The organism is uncultured Legionella sp. (genome assembly GCF_937871865.1).
Lineage (GTDB): Bacteria > Pseudomonadota > Gammaproteobacteria > Legionellales > Legionellaceae > Legionella.
The window spans coordinates 1-16,504 of sequence record NZ_CALMPD010000231.1 but is presented as its reverse complement, the minus strand read 5'-3'; the positions used below and the strand labels follow the sequence as shown (position 1 = coordinate 16,504).

The following is a 16,504-nucleotide window of genomic DNA, read 5'->3' as shown; positions in this document are numbered from 1 at the left end:
ACAACCCTATGTGAAAGCATAGGAGTTCAGTTGAGCAAGATACATCACCAATGAGTCAAATTTAGTATCGACTCATTGGTGGATTTAAGATGTGCCAAATTCAAAATCGTTTTAACTACATGAATATTTATGGATGTTCTAGAATTTTTGCTTCGCCCTCGCAATTTATCATCGAATGAATTATTGGCAGATAATATGCCGGACATATACATTTCCAAATTTATGCATCTAATCGAGACCATCATTGCTCAGCTTAAATCAATTTGTCGTATTGAGCATGCCACGATATCGTAGTCCCCTTAATTTTTTGAGTCAATCTTGTTGGAGGACGTGCTGCTTATGCTAATTAAATCACGAAAACCATCCATAAAAACCACTAAATGGCCTATGCAATACCTTACTCATATTGGTTTAGATCACAAATCAAATAAGAATAATACCTTGGTAAAAACCAGCCTAGTTTTTGGACTAAGGCTTGTATTTTACTGGATGTCATTTGATTCGTGTTAATCGAGAAGACTAGTTCATACTGTTCCATTTCAGGCAGATAGATGAGCTTTATTTTGGCATCGTTGAAGCCGTAATGCAGTATGATTGCGTCAAGTAATTCTATTGAGGTCGTGGGCAGGACTTGCTCCGGCACGTCGTTGATGACGATCTCTGTTTCTTCTCCAATAATAGAGGCACGAGGTTTATTTGTTTTGAATAGGTGATTTTCTGGTTCAGCAAATGTTCGGTAGAGATGAAAACCCAGGATGTCTCCATAGCTGATATCTACCGCTTTTGTTGGGGTACGCGCCTCAATGGATATACCAACTCCTTCACTGATTAAGAACGTATCGATGAGAGTAGGAATTGTATAGTTAGTTATGAGAGTGCGGTCTTCAGGTATGTTTGTAAGCTCAAGATTATAGTAAGTGAAGCCTGCTGGATTGAATAGGATCTCAGGTTCTCCACTGGTAAAGTTAGCATAGGGGAGGCAATTTGTGAGGCAATTATACCAAGCCCCTCGTCTGTTGGTATTTTCTATCTCAAGCAGTGCTTTTAGTTCTTGGTTGGCTGAAGCAGAAGCAGTTTTGTGTTCGGGTGTTTCCATAAAGTATTTATTCGTTAAAAAGAAATCCATTGTATCAATATAGAGCAAAAAATAACATGAGCTATTGAATTTTTCCGCAAACTGACAATCATATAGGCGTCACTCTAGTAAATCCATGTTAGCTTGTATTTGCAATATAAGGACAATATCGCAAACATAGGTTGGTGTAAGCGAACCATGGATTCCTGCCTCGCAGGAACGATAACAAAATTTGTGGGGATAAATCAGCTCAGAGGAATCCTTTCATTTTAGCTCCAAATTTAAATTGGATTTGAGAAATAATCTCGCGTCAGTCGTTAAAAACAGATTGACAGTGACCTTAATGTTGATTTAAGAATAAAAGGTTATAATTCAACCAGTGTTCCCTAGTAGCCTTTTTATTATGTACGATAAAAAAATTATTAAGTTTGATTCTAAAAGCGTATAGAAACGATAAATTATCTTTTTTGCCTTCAGCAAAAAATCTTAAGTTATCTCCAGAGTTAACGGTTTTTTATGAAAATAAAATAACTGGATACAAAAATAAAAATCCTGTAAACAAAGAGGTAAGCAAAGAGATAGACGCTTTAGTATATGAGAAAACAGGTGAGCCAGCCCCCGAAGGCACTAAAAAAGGCACCAAAGGCTATATTACCCAACACTGTTATTATCAGCGTCATCGCTTAGTTAATGAGGAAACAGGAGAGCCAGCTCCCGGAGGCACGGTGCCTGGTAGCAAGGGATATATTACCCAAAAAAATTATTATCAACGGCATCGCTTAGTACATGAGGAAACGGGTGAGCCAGCCCCGGAAGGTACTAAAAAAGGCAGTCAAGGGTATATTACCCAACACTGTTATTATCAGCGGCATCGCTTAGTACATGAAGAAACTGGAGAGCCAGCTCCCCAAGGCACTAAAAAAGGCACCCAAGGGTATATTACCCAAAACAATTATTATCAGCGCCATCGCTTAGCCGATTCTAATTTAACCATTGATAAAGAGTTACTTTTGGGAAAAAGAACAAAAGACATGAATGATGATAACGTAAATAATCTTCCTCCTAAAAGATCTAAGCATGACAATCAATCTTTTTTCTTTTCACAACAAGTGATTACGCATACCCCGGCCAATATAATAGACATTGAGGAGTATTCTGAGGAATCCCGTCAATTTAACTTTTGATAACGTAAGAATGAGTACCTGTCTAATTTTAGGCACAAAGACTTTCAGTCGGCTGCGGAATTCCAAATTTCGCTGGCTTTTTGAAATTGCATTCTCCGATGAGAAGCTGAATTAGCGCTCAACAGCGATAGCAAAGTTCTTAAATAGTTAACTTTCTTGCTAGACTATTGCCTCATTCAGTACAAAACCATTCAATATTCCGGGAGTAAAAGGATTAATTTTGTTATTGGTTTTTAGTAAATAGCGACCAGAATTACTATTTACTTCAAAAAGTATTTGTAAATTGGAACTGTCTTGTTCATCAATCAGAACATTTACTTTTTCCAGGAGTTTGAATATTGCCCAGGTACCTTGTTCTGCTAGTTCGTAATGGTTTCCTTCAATGGAATCCAGAGCCAATTTTGCGTTGTTTTGGGGCCAGGTAAATCGGATAAAGGAATCTGAGCCTTGAGTGTCTGTTAATTTAACTTCGCCAATTTCCAGGTTTAAACTGGAAACAACAGGATCTAGACTTATTTTTTGTAAACTGAAGTCTATCTTGCTTTGATCTCCATGATCAGGGAAAAACATATTGGTAATAATGTTGGCTCTTATTATTTCGTCAATTGCATCACTTGAAATAGGCATGACGAACTCATTGACTGATTTAGATTTCCATTCAGCATTTGAAACATCAAGGAATGGTTTTATGTATTGTTCTGTAAACGTATTCAATACACCGTGAGTGGAAAAGAAATGATTAAAATCATTTATCTGGATTTCTTTGGTTTGTGTGGCATCAAAAGGATAGCGTTTGGCTATATTATTTTGAAATTCACGGAATACCGTTTGTTGCCATTGATGGTTGATGTATTGGCGAGTATCTTTAATCAGGATAACCCAGGCATCTCCGGCTAATTGTTTTGTCCAGGTGCTGATTGGTTCGGGCAAATGCCGTGCCTGGATAAACAGTAAGCTTACCGGATCGGTTGAGTTTTCATTGATAAAGCGTGATTTCGTGAATGAAAAAGCAGTTTTTCCATCATCATTTATTACGGATAGGGTTGAAATAAAGCGTTCCAGTTCGCTGATTCTTAAACTGAGCTCTTTAATACTGGATACACTTGTTAAACTCAAATCAGTAAATTTATGGGCAACGAATTGATTGAAATTAGAAGTAGCATCCGTAGTCATATCTGGTTTTGTTTCTTGTTGCACCAGGGTGATTAATTTACCGATGGCATCAGATTGTTGCAGCAATTTAACAACCTGGCTGCCTTGCTGATAGTTTTGGTAATGTATGGGGTGCGATTTTTTCAAGAACGTTTGCCACCAGATTACATAATCAAAGCAATACGCCTGAATTAATAAACTGTTCAGCTGAGCCAGATCCTGGCGGGCAAGCACCCAGTTTTCCGCTTGCAGTTTACTGCTAATATTGGGGATATCCTTAATTACGGTTTCAAAACCGTTTTTAGTGAAATAAATCGGCAACTCATCTGTTGGCAGGACGAATCCTTCTACTGCAATGTTCTGTTTCGCTGTTGGAAAGGATTCTTTGGCAACAGAATAATACAAGTAATTGGTAGGCAGAGCATTTAAGTAATTTCGTGCATCACTAATCACTTGTTGCTTGATGCTGATGTTTTGTATTGGTTTGCTCAGCGTATTTTTCAATAGCGTTAATTGACTCTTTGAGGTATCGGGGTTTTTCTCCCATTGCTGCTTAAACCATAGATAGATTTCATCTGCTGAGAAATGTTCCGGTTGTCCTAGCATTAAATAGACTTTTAACGCTTTATAGCGGGTGATTGGCGTATTACTTGGATTGGTAATAACCTGTTCCAACTCATTCGATAATGAAGGAATAAACTCACCATCCAGTCGTTGTTTGGCATGATTGTGCAGATTTAATTTTAATTGGTGAACATGAGGCTGCGATATTGAATTGGTCTTTACATTCCCCATACTATTGGCTGCTTTTGAGAGATGGTATAACGCTTGTGCGCCAGTATGCCCTTGGCTGTTCAAGGTATCATAAGCGAGCAGCTCTTTACTTGCTTCATCCAGTATATGGGATGTTTTGAAATGGCTATAGCTTAGTAAAATTAAGCTGAGTGCTGCAATACCTGATGCCGCAGCAATTAATGGTCTTTGAGGAATGGTTCTAATTTGAGGAGCCTGACTGCATTGTTCCTGGATAGATTTTAAAGCACCTTCTACAAAATAAGCTCTGAAATTCGTGGCTTGTGGAAAAGTGTCTTGCACTACCAAAGCATATTCATGCTGAATTTTCTTGTTTAGCCTGTCGATGCTTACTCCGCCTTGCTCGGCACTGGTAAAATAAATGGAGTGTAATTGAAATAGCTTGGGCGAAATCCCCTGGATAAGCGCTTGCACGGGCATTCGCAGACTGGCGAGCTGCAGTGGGAACTCGCGAATTAAACTGCGTTTGATTGTAGAACGTACCGGGTGCATCTTCGCAATGACCTGATGATTAAGCTGCTCAATTAATTGATTAAACTGATTTGAATAAGTTTCTATTTTTTGGCGCGTTTGATTAATGCAGTCGAGAGAAAAACCTAATGGCTTGGATAACTCGGTTGCATGATCCATTTGATAAAATTCAGTAAAACCCGCCAAGGTATCCATTTTGGTAAATATTAAAGCCAATTCCACCCGATAGCCCAGATTAATTCCCAGACGTTCTAATAATTGCAGATGGGATTTTCTTTTTTCAGTCATTTGGGTGGGTTCTGCAATTAATAAATCATTGCAATCAACACACAAAATCATACCGGTAATTTTAAGATATCGATTGCATCGATTCAGTTGTTTTAGCGCATTTTGCAGTAAGGTTTTGCTATGCGTAAGCCAGCTTTCTCCCAGTTCAACAATAATTCCTTGTTGATTAAAATATATTTTTGCATTTTGTTCACTGAATACGGGCATTATTTCCATAGTGCTTTGCTTTAAAAGCGCTGATTTTCCTTGCTCGTTCCTTCCGGTAATTATTATGAACGAAAGTTGGTTACTTTGTGGTTTTAATTGAGCGACTATTTTTTTTACGGCATCACATAATGCACGAAGAGAGTTATCCATTATTCATCCAGCATTGCAAGTTGGGTATGTCCAAATAAAACATTTTTTGCTTTATTTTCCAGCAAGACATTACTGGTTAGAAAAGCAAGAGCAACAAAGCCTACTGCGATTATTACGGTAATTGCTGAGGCTTTATAATCCTTTTTAACTGTTTTAGGAATAGGGTTTTCATTAAATAAACGATGCGGTTTATTGAAGCGATATTGCTGAATGATCTGGTACAAATCCTCTATTGTATTATCAAGAACCTGCCGACCATCAGCTTTTACATGATACTCACCTTCAAAACCAACGATGAGGCAAAAATATACTAATTCAATTAGATCAAGGAACTGGTTTGGCCGCTCTTTAATGTAATTTAATACTTCAAAAAATCGTTGTTGTGGCTGAATGCCATCACTTGTCAGAGGAGTAAATGCTTTAAAGCTTGCAGCCTCGTTATAAACGCGCAAATAACTTTTTCCCAAAATCTCGTCAATAGTTGCAGACAATAAATATTGGGCAATGCTAATGAGATCCAGAGGATATTTCGCCGCATCAAGTTTGCTGTAAAAAGCACGTAATTCATGCTCAATGTTTTCTCTAATGTTTTCAATGGGAGGTAGGCTTGGGCTTAAACAGAGTCTTTCCAGCAAGGACAGCAGGGGGCCTGCTGCTGCAACCAGGGAGTTGGTAGAAAACGGGGCAATAAATAGTTTTGAGCGATAGTACCCCTGCGGCACCAGTAGAGGCTCCGAAATTGCAAGACGACTGACAAGTGAAGCCGGATAGTGCTCAACTGTCATGGGTTTGCTCCAAATGAGTTTTGACTATGCATGTAATTCTCTTGAAAAGACTGTATCGAAGATTAATGCCGGTTCGATAATACCTTGAATAAATTGTTCACAAGACGTCTTTACTGCATGTGCAAAAGGTTCAATTAAAAATATGATGATACGTTATATAATGCTCTTTGTTCAAGTTAGTCAAGCCCACTTTTCATTTCTGCTAAGCGAAAGACATATCAACGCAGTAAAACTGATGAAACAACGATGCAATTTGCCTGTTTTAATGCTTAAAGTGGCGCATTCCAGTAAATACCATTATTATTCCATGCTGCTTCGCGCAGGCGATGATTTCTTCATCTCTTACAGAGCCTCCTGGCTGAATGATTGCTGTTACTCCTGCTTGTACTGCAATTTCTACTGTGTCCGCAAAAGGAATAAACGCATCGGAAGCCATAACACAGCCTTTGGTGTTAAACCCCATCTGTTCTGCTTGCCATATGCCAATCCGTGCACTCATTACTCTGCTGGTTTGGCCACCTCCGATACCTATAGTCGCACCATCTTTCGCATAAACTATGGCATTGGATTTAACGTGTTTTGCTGCTAACCAGGCAAACATCAAATCGTTTTCTTGTTGTTCTGTTGCTTTAGAGTGAGTCACGGTTTTTTGTTCACAAGTGCTCATTGAAAGAGAATCATGTTCCTGGACCAGTAAACCACCATCAACTTTCTTCATATTTAATCTGAACTCATTGTCTGTGCGCCAACTCCCTGTTGTAAGAACGCGAATATTTTGCTTGGTGGATAGAACGTGCCGGGCATCATCATTGATGTCTGGTGCGATAATTACCTCTACAAATTGTTGTTTCATAATGGCTTCCGCCGTAGCCGCATCTAGAGTGCGGTTAAATGCGATAATGCCACCATAAGCGGATGTTGGATCACAGCGGAATGCTCTTAAATAGGCATTGGATGGTGAATCGCCTAATGCAATGCCACAAGGATTCGCATGTTTGACGATAACGCATACGGGAGTGTCCATTGGAAATGATTTAACACAATCTAAAGCCGCATCAGCATCCAGAATGTTATTGAAGGATAATTGTTTACCTTGTAGTAAGGTTGCTGAACCTAACGAGCCGATCGTGATGTTTTTATCTGCGTAAAATATGGCTTGTTGATGGGGGTTTTCTCCATAGCGCAGAGTACTTATTTTATTAAATTGGCAGGTCAGGACATCAGGAAAACCTGTTGGGGTAAACTCTGTATCTAAAGTGGTCAGATAATTGGTAATTGCAGCATCATAGGCTGCTGTATGAGCAAATGCTTTTTTTGCTAAGGAAAATTTCCACTGAGTGGGGGCTTTCTGCTCTTGCAGGCAGTGGAGCAGCTCAGGGTAGTCGTTCGGAGTGACAATCACGTAAGTATGAGCGTGATTTTTCGCGGCAGCTCTAACCATTGTTGGCCCACCAATATCAATGTGTTCAATGGCTTTATTGAAATCACAATCTGGTCGGTTGATTACCTGCTCGAAGGGGTACAAATTCACTATGAGCAAATCAATGGGTTTTATTTGATGCTGTTCCAATGTATTTTGATCTTGTTCGCCACGGGCCAGCAATCCGGCATGAATGGCGGGATGGAGGGTCTTGACGCGGCCATCCATGAGTTCAGGAAAGCCGGTGCACTCACTTACATCAGTAATGGGCAGGCCATGTTCCCTTAATTGTGTTGCGGTGTTTCCGGTGGCAATGAGTTCTACACCGTGTTGATGCAAGGTCTTAGCTAATTCAGTAATGCCCTTTTTATCGGACACACTGATCAACGCTCTTTTAGGTTGGAATGGGGAAAAAATTTGTTGTGCGGCCATTATATTTTCCTTCTGGTGACATGCATTTTACCGGCGTGCAAAAACTAATAAAGACCATCCATCCTGATGATGTGCTGCTGTATGAGAGAACAAGGGCTCGTAGGTTTTTATGAGTAAATCGGCTTGTTCAGTCAATATTCCAGATACTACCAGCTGTGCTCCTGGATTGAGTAATTGACAAAAGCGCTCACTGAGTGACATTAAGGGAGCCAGTAATATATTGGCAATAATCAGATCAACTGGTGCTTGCAGCGCCTCGGGCATGCTGATTGACAAATGTTGTTCAGTAATCTGGTTTGCAAGCGCGTTGTTTTGGGTGGCTTGCAAGGCTTGCGGGTCTATATCCACAGCAAAGACATGTTGGGCACCTAATTTTACGGCAGCCAACGAAAGAATTCCTGAGCCACACCCATAGTCTATGGCGGCTTTATCCGATAACTCGGCTTGCTCTAACCAGGTCAAGCATAATGACGTTGTTGGATGAGTTCCGGTACCGAATGCCAATCCCGGATCAAGCATTAAATTGACTGCTTGTGGTTCGGGAGGAGTATGCCAGGTAGGACAAATCCATAAACGATCCCCAAAGCGTTGTGGTTTAAAGTCATCCATCCAGGCTCGTTCCCAATCTTTGTCGGGCAATACCTCAATGGAGCATTCCAAAAGTGGTCTCGTTTGAGCTAAATGGCTTCTGGTTCGTTGAGCGTCTTCTGCTTGCGTATATAACGTATGAATGATTACTTCAGGCCACAATGGGGTAGTTCCTGGTTCTGGTTCAAGAACTGGATTATCATTTTTATCCGTGAGCATAATAGATAACGCGCCGAACTCTTCGAGTTCGTTGCTAATTTGTTCTATTTCTTCACTTGGGCAATGTTCTATTTTTAATTGATACCACACAATATTTAATCCTTCAGCATTTTTTCCAGATAGTGAATATTCGTTCCGCCATCGATAAAGGATTTATCATGTAAGATACGTTGATGTAATTCTATATTGGTTTTTATCCCATCAATAATAATTTCATCAAGAGCATTTTTCATTCGACCAATTGCTTCCAAACGCGTTTCACCATAACTGATGAGCTTACCTATCATCGAATCGTAGTTAGGTGGTACAACATAGCTGCTGTAGATATGAGAATCAAATCGTACTCCGGGTCCACCGGGCTGGTGCAGTAGCTTTATGGTACCTGGTGATGGCATGAATGTTTTGGCATCTTCTGCATTGATTCGACATTCAATGGCGTGGCCACGGAATTTTATGTCTTCCTGAGTTAAGGTCAGGGGGATATCGCTTGCGATTTTGATTTGTTCTTTAATTAAATCGATACCGGTTATCATTTCAGTTACCGGGTGTTCAACCTGAATTCGTGTGTTCATTTCGATAAAATAAAAACAGCCATCCTGGTATAAAAATTCAAAAGTACCAGCGCCACGGTATTTCAGCTCTTTACATGCGTTAATCACTGAATCACCAATTTGCTTGCGTAATTCAGCGGTAATGCCTGGAGCCGGGGCTTCTTCAACTACTTTTTGATGCCGTCGTTGCATGGAGCAATCACGTTCGCCCAGGTGGATAGCATGACCTTTGCCATCACCTAATACTTGAAACTCCACATGGCGTGGGTTTTCGAGGAATTTTTCCATATAAACAATTGGATTATTAAATGCAGCTTTGGCTTCACTTCGAGTAAGGGCTATAGCACTTAATAAATTAGATTCGCTATGAACGACGCGCATGCCACGCCCACCGCCGCCGCCAGCTGCTTTGATAATCACCGGATAACCTATGTTGCGGCCAATCTCCAGGTTTCGTTCATCCTCATCACTCAAAGGGCCATCAGAACCAGGAACACAGGGTACACCAGCTTTTTTCATAGCCGCGATGGCAGATACTTTATCGCCCATTAGACGAATCGTATCACCTCGTGGTCCAATAAATCGAAAACCACTTTGTTCGACGATATCGGCAAAATCAGCATTTTCAGATAAAAAACCATAACCTGGATGGATGGCTACTGCGTCAGTTATTTCTGCGGCAGAAATTATGGCCGGAATATTCAAATAACTTTTTTGCGCAGGAGCAGGACCTATGCAAACGGTTTCATCAGCAAGACGGACGTGTAACAAATCTTTGTCAACATCTGAATGTACTGCGACAGTCTGAATGCCAAGCTCTTTACAAGCACGTAAGATACGAAGTGCAATTTCACCTCTATTAGCTATAACAATTTTACTGAGCATAGACACTTCTCACTATTCTATAATAAACAAGGCCTGGTCGTATTCAACAGGGTCCCCGTTTTTCACTAAAATTTCTACGACTTTACCCGAACGATCTGCTTCAATTTCGTTGAACATTTTCATTGCTTCAACAATGCATAACGTATCGCCGGCTTTGACTGCTTGACCTACTGTGACAAAAGGAGGTGTTTCAGGTGATGGTGACGTGTACATCGTGCCAACCATGGGAGAGCGAATTTTATGCCCTGTCGATGTGGATGCCGTTGTCGCTGGCTTGCTTTCATGGTGAGTCGTTGTATTTGGTGTTGCCGGAGCATGCTCATGCACCGTTTTGTATTGCGGTGCAGGTTGAGAAACATAGTGAACCTGAGGTGCTTCCATTGGAACACTGCTATGACGACTAAGTCTTAGCGATTCTTCCCCTTCTTTAATTTCAATTTCAGAAATGCCAGTTTCTTCCAGCAATTCAATTAATTTTCTGATTTTTCGAATATCCATGGTTTTAATCTCTCTACTTTAATTCTTCAATAATTGCTTTTAATGCTAATAAATAACCTTGTGCACCAAGACCACTGATAGTACCTACCGCTATATCAGAGAAATAGGAATGATGACGAAAGGATTCACGCGTATAAATATTGCTGATATGAACTTCTATGAATGGAATTGCTACAGCTGTTAGTGCATCACGCAAGGCTATGCTGGTATGAGTGAATGCTGCGGGATTAAAAATGATATAATCAACTGTATCAATTTTTGCCTGGTGTATCGCTTCAATCAAATTGCCTTCGCTATTGCTTTGAAAACAGCTTAACTGTACGTCAGTCTTTTTTGCCTCTTTTGCTAAATCAGCATTTATCTGATTTAAAGAAACAGAACCATAGATTAATGGTTCACGAGTACCTAACAGATTTAAATTGGGCCCATTTAAGACAAGAATTTTTTTCATTAGACTTTAGTGTCGTCTGATTTTGGCAGATTTTGCCTTATCTTTGAGAATTTGTCTATATCTTCGATGATATCGACAAGATCTCCGCATGTTAGCTTCATTATTTCATTGTAGTGCTCATCACGATAACATGGTGCCTTGATTGATACTTTATAGGAATAAATTTTTTAATGCGGGTGCTCTGTAGTTTGGATTATGCTATTGTTTTTTTACTGATTGCTACTGAGAATGCTCCATGGCCAAAACTTTGATAACGGATGTTACTCTGCGTGATGCGCATCAATGTTTAATTGCAACTCGCATGCGTACTGAAGACATGATACCCGCATGCAAGCAAATGGATCAGGTGGGATACTGGGCTATGGAAGTTTGGGGGGGAGCTACTTTTGATTCATGTCTACGTTTTCTAAAGGAAGATCCCTGGACTCGATTACGGCAACTTCGCCATGCTTTGCCCAATACTCAATTATCGATGTTATTAAGAGGGCAGAACCTGCTGGGCTATCGACATTATGCAGATGATGTTGTTAAAGCGTTTATTCAGTTAGCTGTGAATAATGGTGTTGACGTATTTCGTATATTTGATGCCCTAAATGATCCACGCAATTTGAGGGTAGCTATTGATGAAGTTAAAGCGCATAAGAAACACGCGCAAGGTACTATCTGTTATACAACGAGCCCTGTACACACTCTGAAGAACTTTCTGGATATGGGGAAGTCTCTGGCTGATATGGGGTGCGACAGCATTGCGATTAAGGATATGGCTGGATTACTGACTCCTGTTGCTACAGTAGAGCTTTATCGAGGGCTGGCTGAAACCACGCAATTGCCTATTCATCTCCACAGTCATGCTACCTCCGGATTAGCTGCTGTCTGCCACTATGAAGCGGTGTTGGCGGGTTGTAATCACATTGACACGGCAATTTCATCCTTTTCTGGAGGAGCATCTCACCCGCCCACTGAAGCATTGGTGGCCGCATTGGCTGGTAGTGTTTATGATACTGGTTTGGATTTGAATTTGTTGTTGGAAATTGATGATTATTTTAAAATGGTGCGTAAAAAATACGCTCAGTTTGAAAGTGAAGCAAGGGATACTGATCCCAGAGTCCAGTTGTATCAAGTCCCTGGCGGTATGATATCCAATTTATATAATCAGCTTAAAGAACAGAATGCCTTAGACAAACTGGATGCGGTTCACCGAGAAATACCCAAGGTACGTAAGGATTTGGGATACCCTCCTTTGGTTACGCCTACTTCGCAAGTTGTCGGAACCCAGGCCGTGATTAATGTTCTTACCGGAGAGCGCTATAAAACAATAACAAATGAAGTTAAGCTATACTGTCAGGGAAAATATGGCACAGCTCCGGGGAAAGTAAGTACCAGCCTGCGGAAAAAAGCAATTGGGAATACCTATGTTATTGAGGTAAGGCCTGCGGATTTATTACCTCAGGAACTGGAGCAGCTGCGTAAAGAAATCAATGATTTGGCTTTGAGTGATGAAGATGTGATTATTTATGCCATGTTTCCTGAAATAGGGCGTCAGTTTCTAGAACAACGTCAAAATGATCGATTAGTCCCCGAACTTTTGTTGTCTGAATCAAGTCCTTCACAAAATACAGCGCTTTCAGAATTTGATATTGCGTTACATGGTGAACGTTATCATGTAAAAGTCGCAGGATTTGGTACGGCTGAACAAGGGCAACAATCTTGCTTCTTGTGGGTTGATGGTGTTCCTGAAGAGGTGGTCGTGCATCGTGCTGAATTTGAAGAAAAAATGCATCCATCTTTGCATAAGTTGGGTCCCGGTGATGTTACTGTTGCGATTCCCGGTACTATTATTGCTGTTCATGTACATGTTGGAGACTTTGTAAAGAAAGGACAACCAATTCTGGTGCTGGAGGCGATGAAAATGGAAACCGAAATTCAAGCACCCCAGGATGGTACTATTTTGGAAGTGCTTTGCCAGAAAGGAGATAAGGTGACTCCAGAACAGATACTCATTAAAATGCACTAAATTCAAGAAGTACTTTATGGACGCGCATTTCAAAAATGGGACAATACACAATCTACCTGATAACATGGTTCTATTCTCTGAACCTTGTTCAGAGGCGGTTTTATTGCTATCAGGGTAGGTCTTATCTTTCCTCAATTTAGCGGATCATGTGGGCCTTATAAATATTAATTTCCAAAAAGATAAAACTATGCTAGCTTTGAAAAGCTTGGCAAAATGTCTTTACATTTTGTAAAAATAAATTGGTTTTATGTCTGTTTTAATTAAAAAAATTTGAAGATTTATTCAAATAATTTAATGAATTAGACATGCCTTGATGGAATGCAATTATTCAATTAAGAATAAGCCAGTTTTGGATAATCCTTGATTTATGCGGTTAAAAGTAGTACATGGCTTTTGTAGTGCTGACTTGTTTGTACGGATGATAACTTGAAGTCTGTTGGCATTCTTCTTACTTGAGTCGAATTGACTTTATTTTGAGTACTTGAGCAGAGCATACATGCGGTATGTGATCAACAGTAGAAATATCATCAGACTTGGTACAAAAAAGAAATAACTATAAAAAATTACAGGGTTATATAACAACATGGACGCTCCGGGAAGAGCTGTCTCATGCGAATTCAGTTTAAGGAGTTAGAATCAATGCATCCAAATTATTATTTGTCCCCCCTGGCTGTTGCTTTAGCTTTAGGTATAGCGTCACCTGTTAAAGCTGCTGAACCAGTGCTTTTGCAGAAAGCTTCTATCGCAGACGTGAAGCAAAAATTCCAATTATCTGTACCTGGTATCATGAAAGGTGCGGCTGTTTCTACTGATAGCTTAGAGTTTGTAAAACAACGTACTGATAACAATAAAGTGACTCACGTTCGTATGCAGCAACAATATGCAGGGTTTCCTGTTTTTGGTGGCTATGCCATTATGCATAGCATGAATAGTGCTAAAATGCTGGCAAATGCCAAAGCTGGTGTAAAGATGAATGGTGTCGTTTACCAGGGGCTTCAGGCTGAATTAGGTCAACCCAAAGCATCTTTTGTTAAAAATGCTTCTGTTGCTTTACAACAATTTAAAACCAAATATGCGAATAAACGAATCAGCGAAGAGCAGGTTACTCCTATGGTGTATATCGATGAGAAACATCACGCTCACTGGGCCTATAAAGTCAGCGTATTTGTAAGCCATGACGACCGGATTCCTGAAAGAGCAACTGCTATTCTTGATGCAGAAACCAATAAGCCTTTTGTTCAATGGGATGATGTAAAAACAGAACGAGTTGCTGCTAAAGGAATGGGTTTCGGTGGAAACCGTAAAATAGGTGAATACCAATTTGGTAAAGACTTACCTTTATTGGATTTAAGCAGAGACAATGATGCTGAACTGTGTTTTATGGAAAATGACAATGTCAAAGTAGTGGACATGCAACATAAATATTATTCCAAAAACAAACCAATGGAATTTTCTTGTAAATCAGTGCTTGGCAATCAATCTAATATTTATTTCACGGGATATTCGGCAGACGGCTATGACCGGGATAATGGCGCGGCTTCACCGACCAATGATGCATTATATGCCGGATACGTGATCAAGCATCTGTATCATGACTGGTATGGGATTGAAGCATTGACCAAACGAGATGGGACGCCAATGCAATTGGTTATGCGCGTTCATTATGGTTATGGCTATGAAAATGCTTATTGGGATGGTAAGCAAATGACTTTTGGAGATGGCGATACGATGATGTATCCATTAGTGTCTTTAGGTGTAGGCAGCCATGAAGTGAGCCACGGCTTTACTGAACAACACTCCGCCCTTGAATATTTTGGTCAGTCAGGCGGTATGAATGAATCATTTTCTGATATGGCCGCTCAGGCAGCTGAGTTTTATTCCGTAGGTAAGAACAGCTGGCAAATTGGTTCGGAAATAATGAAAGAAGACAGTGGTTATGAAGCATTACGTTACATGGATAAGCCTAGTAAAGATGGCATGTCGATTGACGTAGCTGATGATTATTATGGTGGATTGGATGTGCATTATTCCAGTGGTGTCTTTAATCATCTATTTTATATCCTGGCCAACCAGACTGATTGGAACGTTCGTAAAGCGTTTGATGTGATGGTTAAGGCGAACATGGATTATTGGACCCCTTATTCAACATTTGATGAAGGCGGTTGTGGTGTCTTAAGCGCAGCTAAAGATCTTGGTTATTCTTTAGATGATGTTAAAAAATCATTGAGCGAAGTCACTATTAACTATCAATCTTGTTCTACAGAAATCCATTAATTATAACGCACTATAAAATTCAGCCAGAAGTGTTGCAACTATTTCTGGCTTCTCCATATGAATGTGATGACCGCCGTCCAAACGTTCTATTTTTAAATTCTGTACCGTTTTAATGCGCCTTTGCATCAGTTCAGTGTCAAATGAAAATCCTTCACTAGCCCAAAGCAAATACGTTTTTGCTTTAATATTTTTTAGACACGACAATATCTGTAATTCAGTCATCCGTAATGGTGACGGTTCCAGTAAGCGGCGATCATGTCGCCAATAATAGAGACCGTTCTCTTCTTTTACTCCGCGCTCACAGAGCAATTTTGCTATATCTAATGACACATAACCCTTTATGGCACGAGCCAATGCCGCGCTATCAAATTTGGGATATCCTTTTGGTTTTTTTATTTTTTTTTGAGTAAGGACGTCTAAATAATGGGATAATTGTTTGCATGCGGTTTCTTCTGGAGAAGAGAATGGGCCCAGTCCTTCAATTAACGATAAAGAAAGAAATCGCTCAGGAGCCACTCCTGCTACAAGGCTGCCCAGACAAGCTCCCATTGAGTGGCCCAACAGGTGTACTTTATTCAACTTTAATGCATTTATAATTTGGATGACAAGGAATATACTGTCAATAAAATGATAATTACTGCCCAATGGCAGATGTGATGAATGACCATGTCCTGGAAGATCCACTGCGATAAAGTAATAATTATCTTGTAAGTGCTGTGCTAAATAATCGAAACTGTTTGCATTATCCAACCATCCATGTAGTGCAACAATCGGGGGGTGTTGCGGATTGCCCCAGGTTTTATAAGCGATGGTTAACCCGGGGATACTCAGTTCCATTGTGTTCATATGTATTCATTTCATAATGATTATATTCATAAGCATAGTATCTCTCATGCAGTAATGTAAATCCAATTATTGCTGTAGCATACATAGAGCTTTATATCGCGTTTAAGCATTCCCAGGAATGCATATCTAATGCAAATAATAATATTATAATTATTTGAATTTGTTATTTATATTGTCCAGTTGGTGTATGCTTAGAATATG

Annotated in this window: 12 protein-coding genes; 3 read left to right on the top strand and 9 right to left on the bottom strand. The window is 40.0% G+C overall.

Going from position 1 to position 16,504, the window contains the following annotated elements; translation table 11 throughout:
- Window positions 1-397 precede the first annotated feature (397 nt).
- Window positions 398-1,126: a hypothetical protein gene (locus Q0495_RS12310; protein ID WP_298626794.1), complete on the bottom strand. Its 729-nt coding sequence runs from the start codon at window positions 1,124-1,126 to the stop codon at window positions 398-400.
- Window positions 1,127-1,503: 377 nt separating this feature from the next.
- On the opposite strand from Q0495_RS12310, the gene Q0495_RS12305 reads away from it, so the two are divergent.
- Window positions 1,504-2,259, top strand: a complete 756-nt coding sequence (locus Q0495_RS12305) for a hypothetical protein (RefSeq protein WP_298626793.1) — start codon at window positions 1,504-1,506, stop codon at window positions 2,257-2,259.
- A gap of 159 nt (window positions 2,260-2,418) precedes the next feature.
- Here Q0495_RS12305 and icmF read toward each other — a convergent pair whose 3' ends face one another.
- The 7 genes from icmF to aroQ form a co-directional block, all read right to left on the bottom strand.
- Window positions 2,419-5,340 carry a type IVB secretion system protein IcmF gene (icmF, locus tag Q0495_RS12300; protein ID WP_298626791.1) on the bottom strand — a complete coding sequence of 974 codons (2,922 nt, stop codon included), beginning with the start codon at window positions 5,338-5,340 and terminating at the stop codon, window positions 2,419-2,421.
- The gene (icmH, locus tag Q0495_RS12295) at window positions 5,340-6,125 is read right to left on the bottom strand and encodes a type IVB secretion system protein IcmH/DotU (protein ID WP_298626790.1); all 786 of its coding nucleotides are present in this window, start codon (window positions 6,123-6,125) and stop codon (window positions 5,340-5,342) included. The genes icmF and icmH overlap by 1 nt, the downstream gene beginning before the upstream one ends.
- Window positions 6,126-6,387: 262 nt before the next feature.
- Window positions 6,388-7,977, bottom strand: a complete 1,590-nt coding sequence (gene purH / locus Q0495_RS12290; RefSeq protein WP_298626788.1) for a bifunctional phosphoribosylaminoimidazolecarboxamide formyltransferase/IMP cyclohydrolase — start codon at window positions 7,975-7,977, stop codon at window positions 6,388-6,390.
- Window positions 7,978-8,004: 27 nt separating this feature from the next.
- On the bottom strand, window positions 8,005-8,874 hold the full coding sequence (gene prmA / locus Q0495_RS12285) for a 50S ribosomal protein L11 methyltransferase (RefSeq protein ID WP_298626786.1): 870 nt from the start codon (window positions 8,872-8,874) through the stop codon (window positions 8,005-8,007).
- A gap of 5 nt (window positions 8,875-8,879) precedes the next feature.
- A complete protein-coding gene (gene accC, locus Q0495_RS12280; protein ID WP_298626783.1) occupies window positions 8,880-10,220 on the bottom strand; it encodes an acetyl-CoA carboxylase biotin carboxylase subunit in 1,341 nt (446 codons plus the stop codon).
- Window positions 10,221-10,232: 12 nt separating this feature from the next.
- On the bottom strand, window positions 10,233-10,718 hold the full coding sequence (accB, locus tag Q0495_RS12275; RefSeq protein ID WP_298626782.1) for an acetyl-CoA carboxylase biotin carboxyl carrier protein: 486 nt from the start codon (window positions 10,716-10,718) through the stop codon (window positions 10,233-10,235).
- Between the two features lie 13 nt (window positions 10,719-10,731).
- The gene (gene aroQ / locus Q0495_RS12270) at window positions 10,732-11,169 is read right to left on the bottom strand and encodes a type II 3-dehydroquinate dehydratase (protein ID WP_298626780.1); all 438 of its coding nucleotides are present in this window, start codon (window positions 11,167-11,169) and stop codon (window positions 10,732-10,734) included.
- 235 nt (window positions 11,170-11,404) lie between these two features.
- Here aroQ and oadA point away from each other — a divergent pair, with 235 nt between their 5' ends.
- Together oadA and proA are read left to right on the top strand one after the other, a co-directional pair.
- Window positions 11,405-13,183, top strand: coding sequence for a sodium-extruding oxaloacetate decarboxylase subunit alpha (gene oadA / locus Q0495_RS12265; protein ID WP_298626778.1), 1,779 nt, complete (start codon window positions 11,405-11,407; stop codon window positions 13,181-13,183).
- 639 nt (window positions 13,184-13,822) lie between these two features.
- Window positions 13,823-15,457: a zinc metalloprotease ProA gene (gene proA, locus Q0495_RS12260; protein WP_298626776.1), complete on the top strand. Its 1,635-nt coding sequence runs from the start codon at window positions 13,823-13,825 to the stop codon at window positions 15,455-15,457.
- Here proA and Q0495_RS12255 read toward each other — a convergent pair whose 3' ends face one another.
- Window positions 15,458-16,303: an alpha/beta hydrolase gene (locus tag Q0495_RS12255; protein WP_298626775.1), complete on the bottom strand. Its 846-nt coding sequence runs from the start codon at window positions 16,301-16,303 to the stop codon at window positions 15,458-15,460. It abuts the gene before it with no gap.
- Window positions 16,304-16,504: the final 201 nt, after the last annotated feature.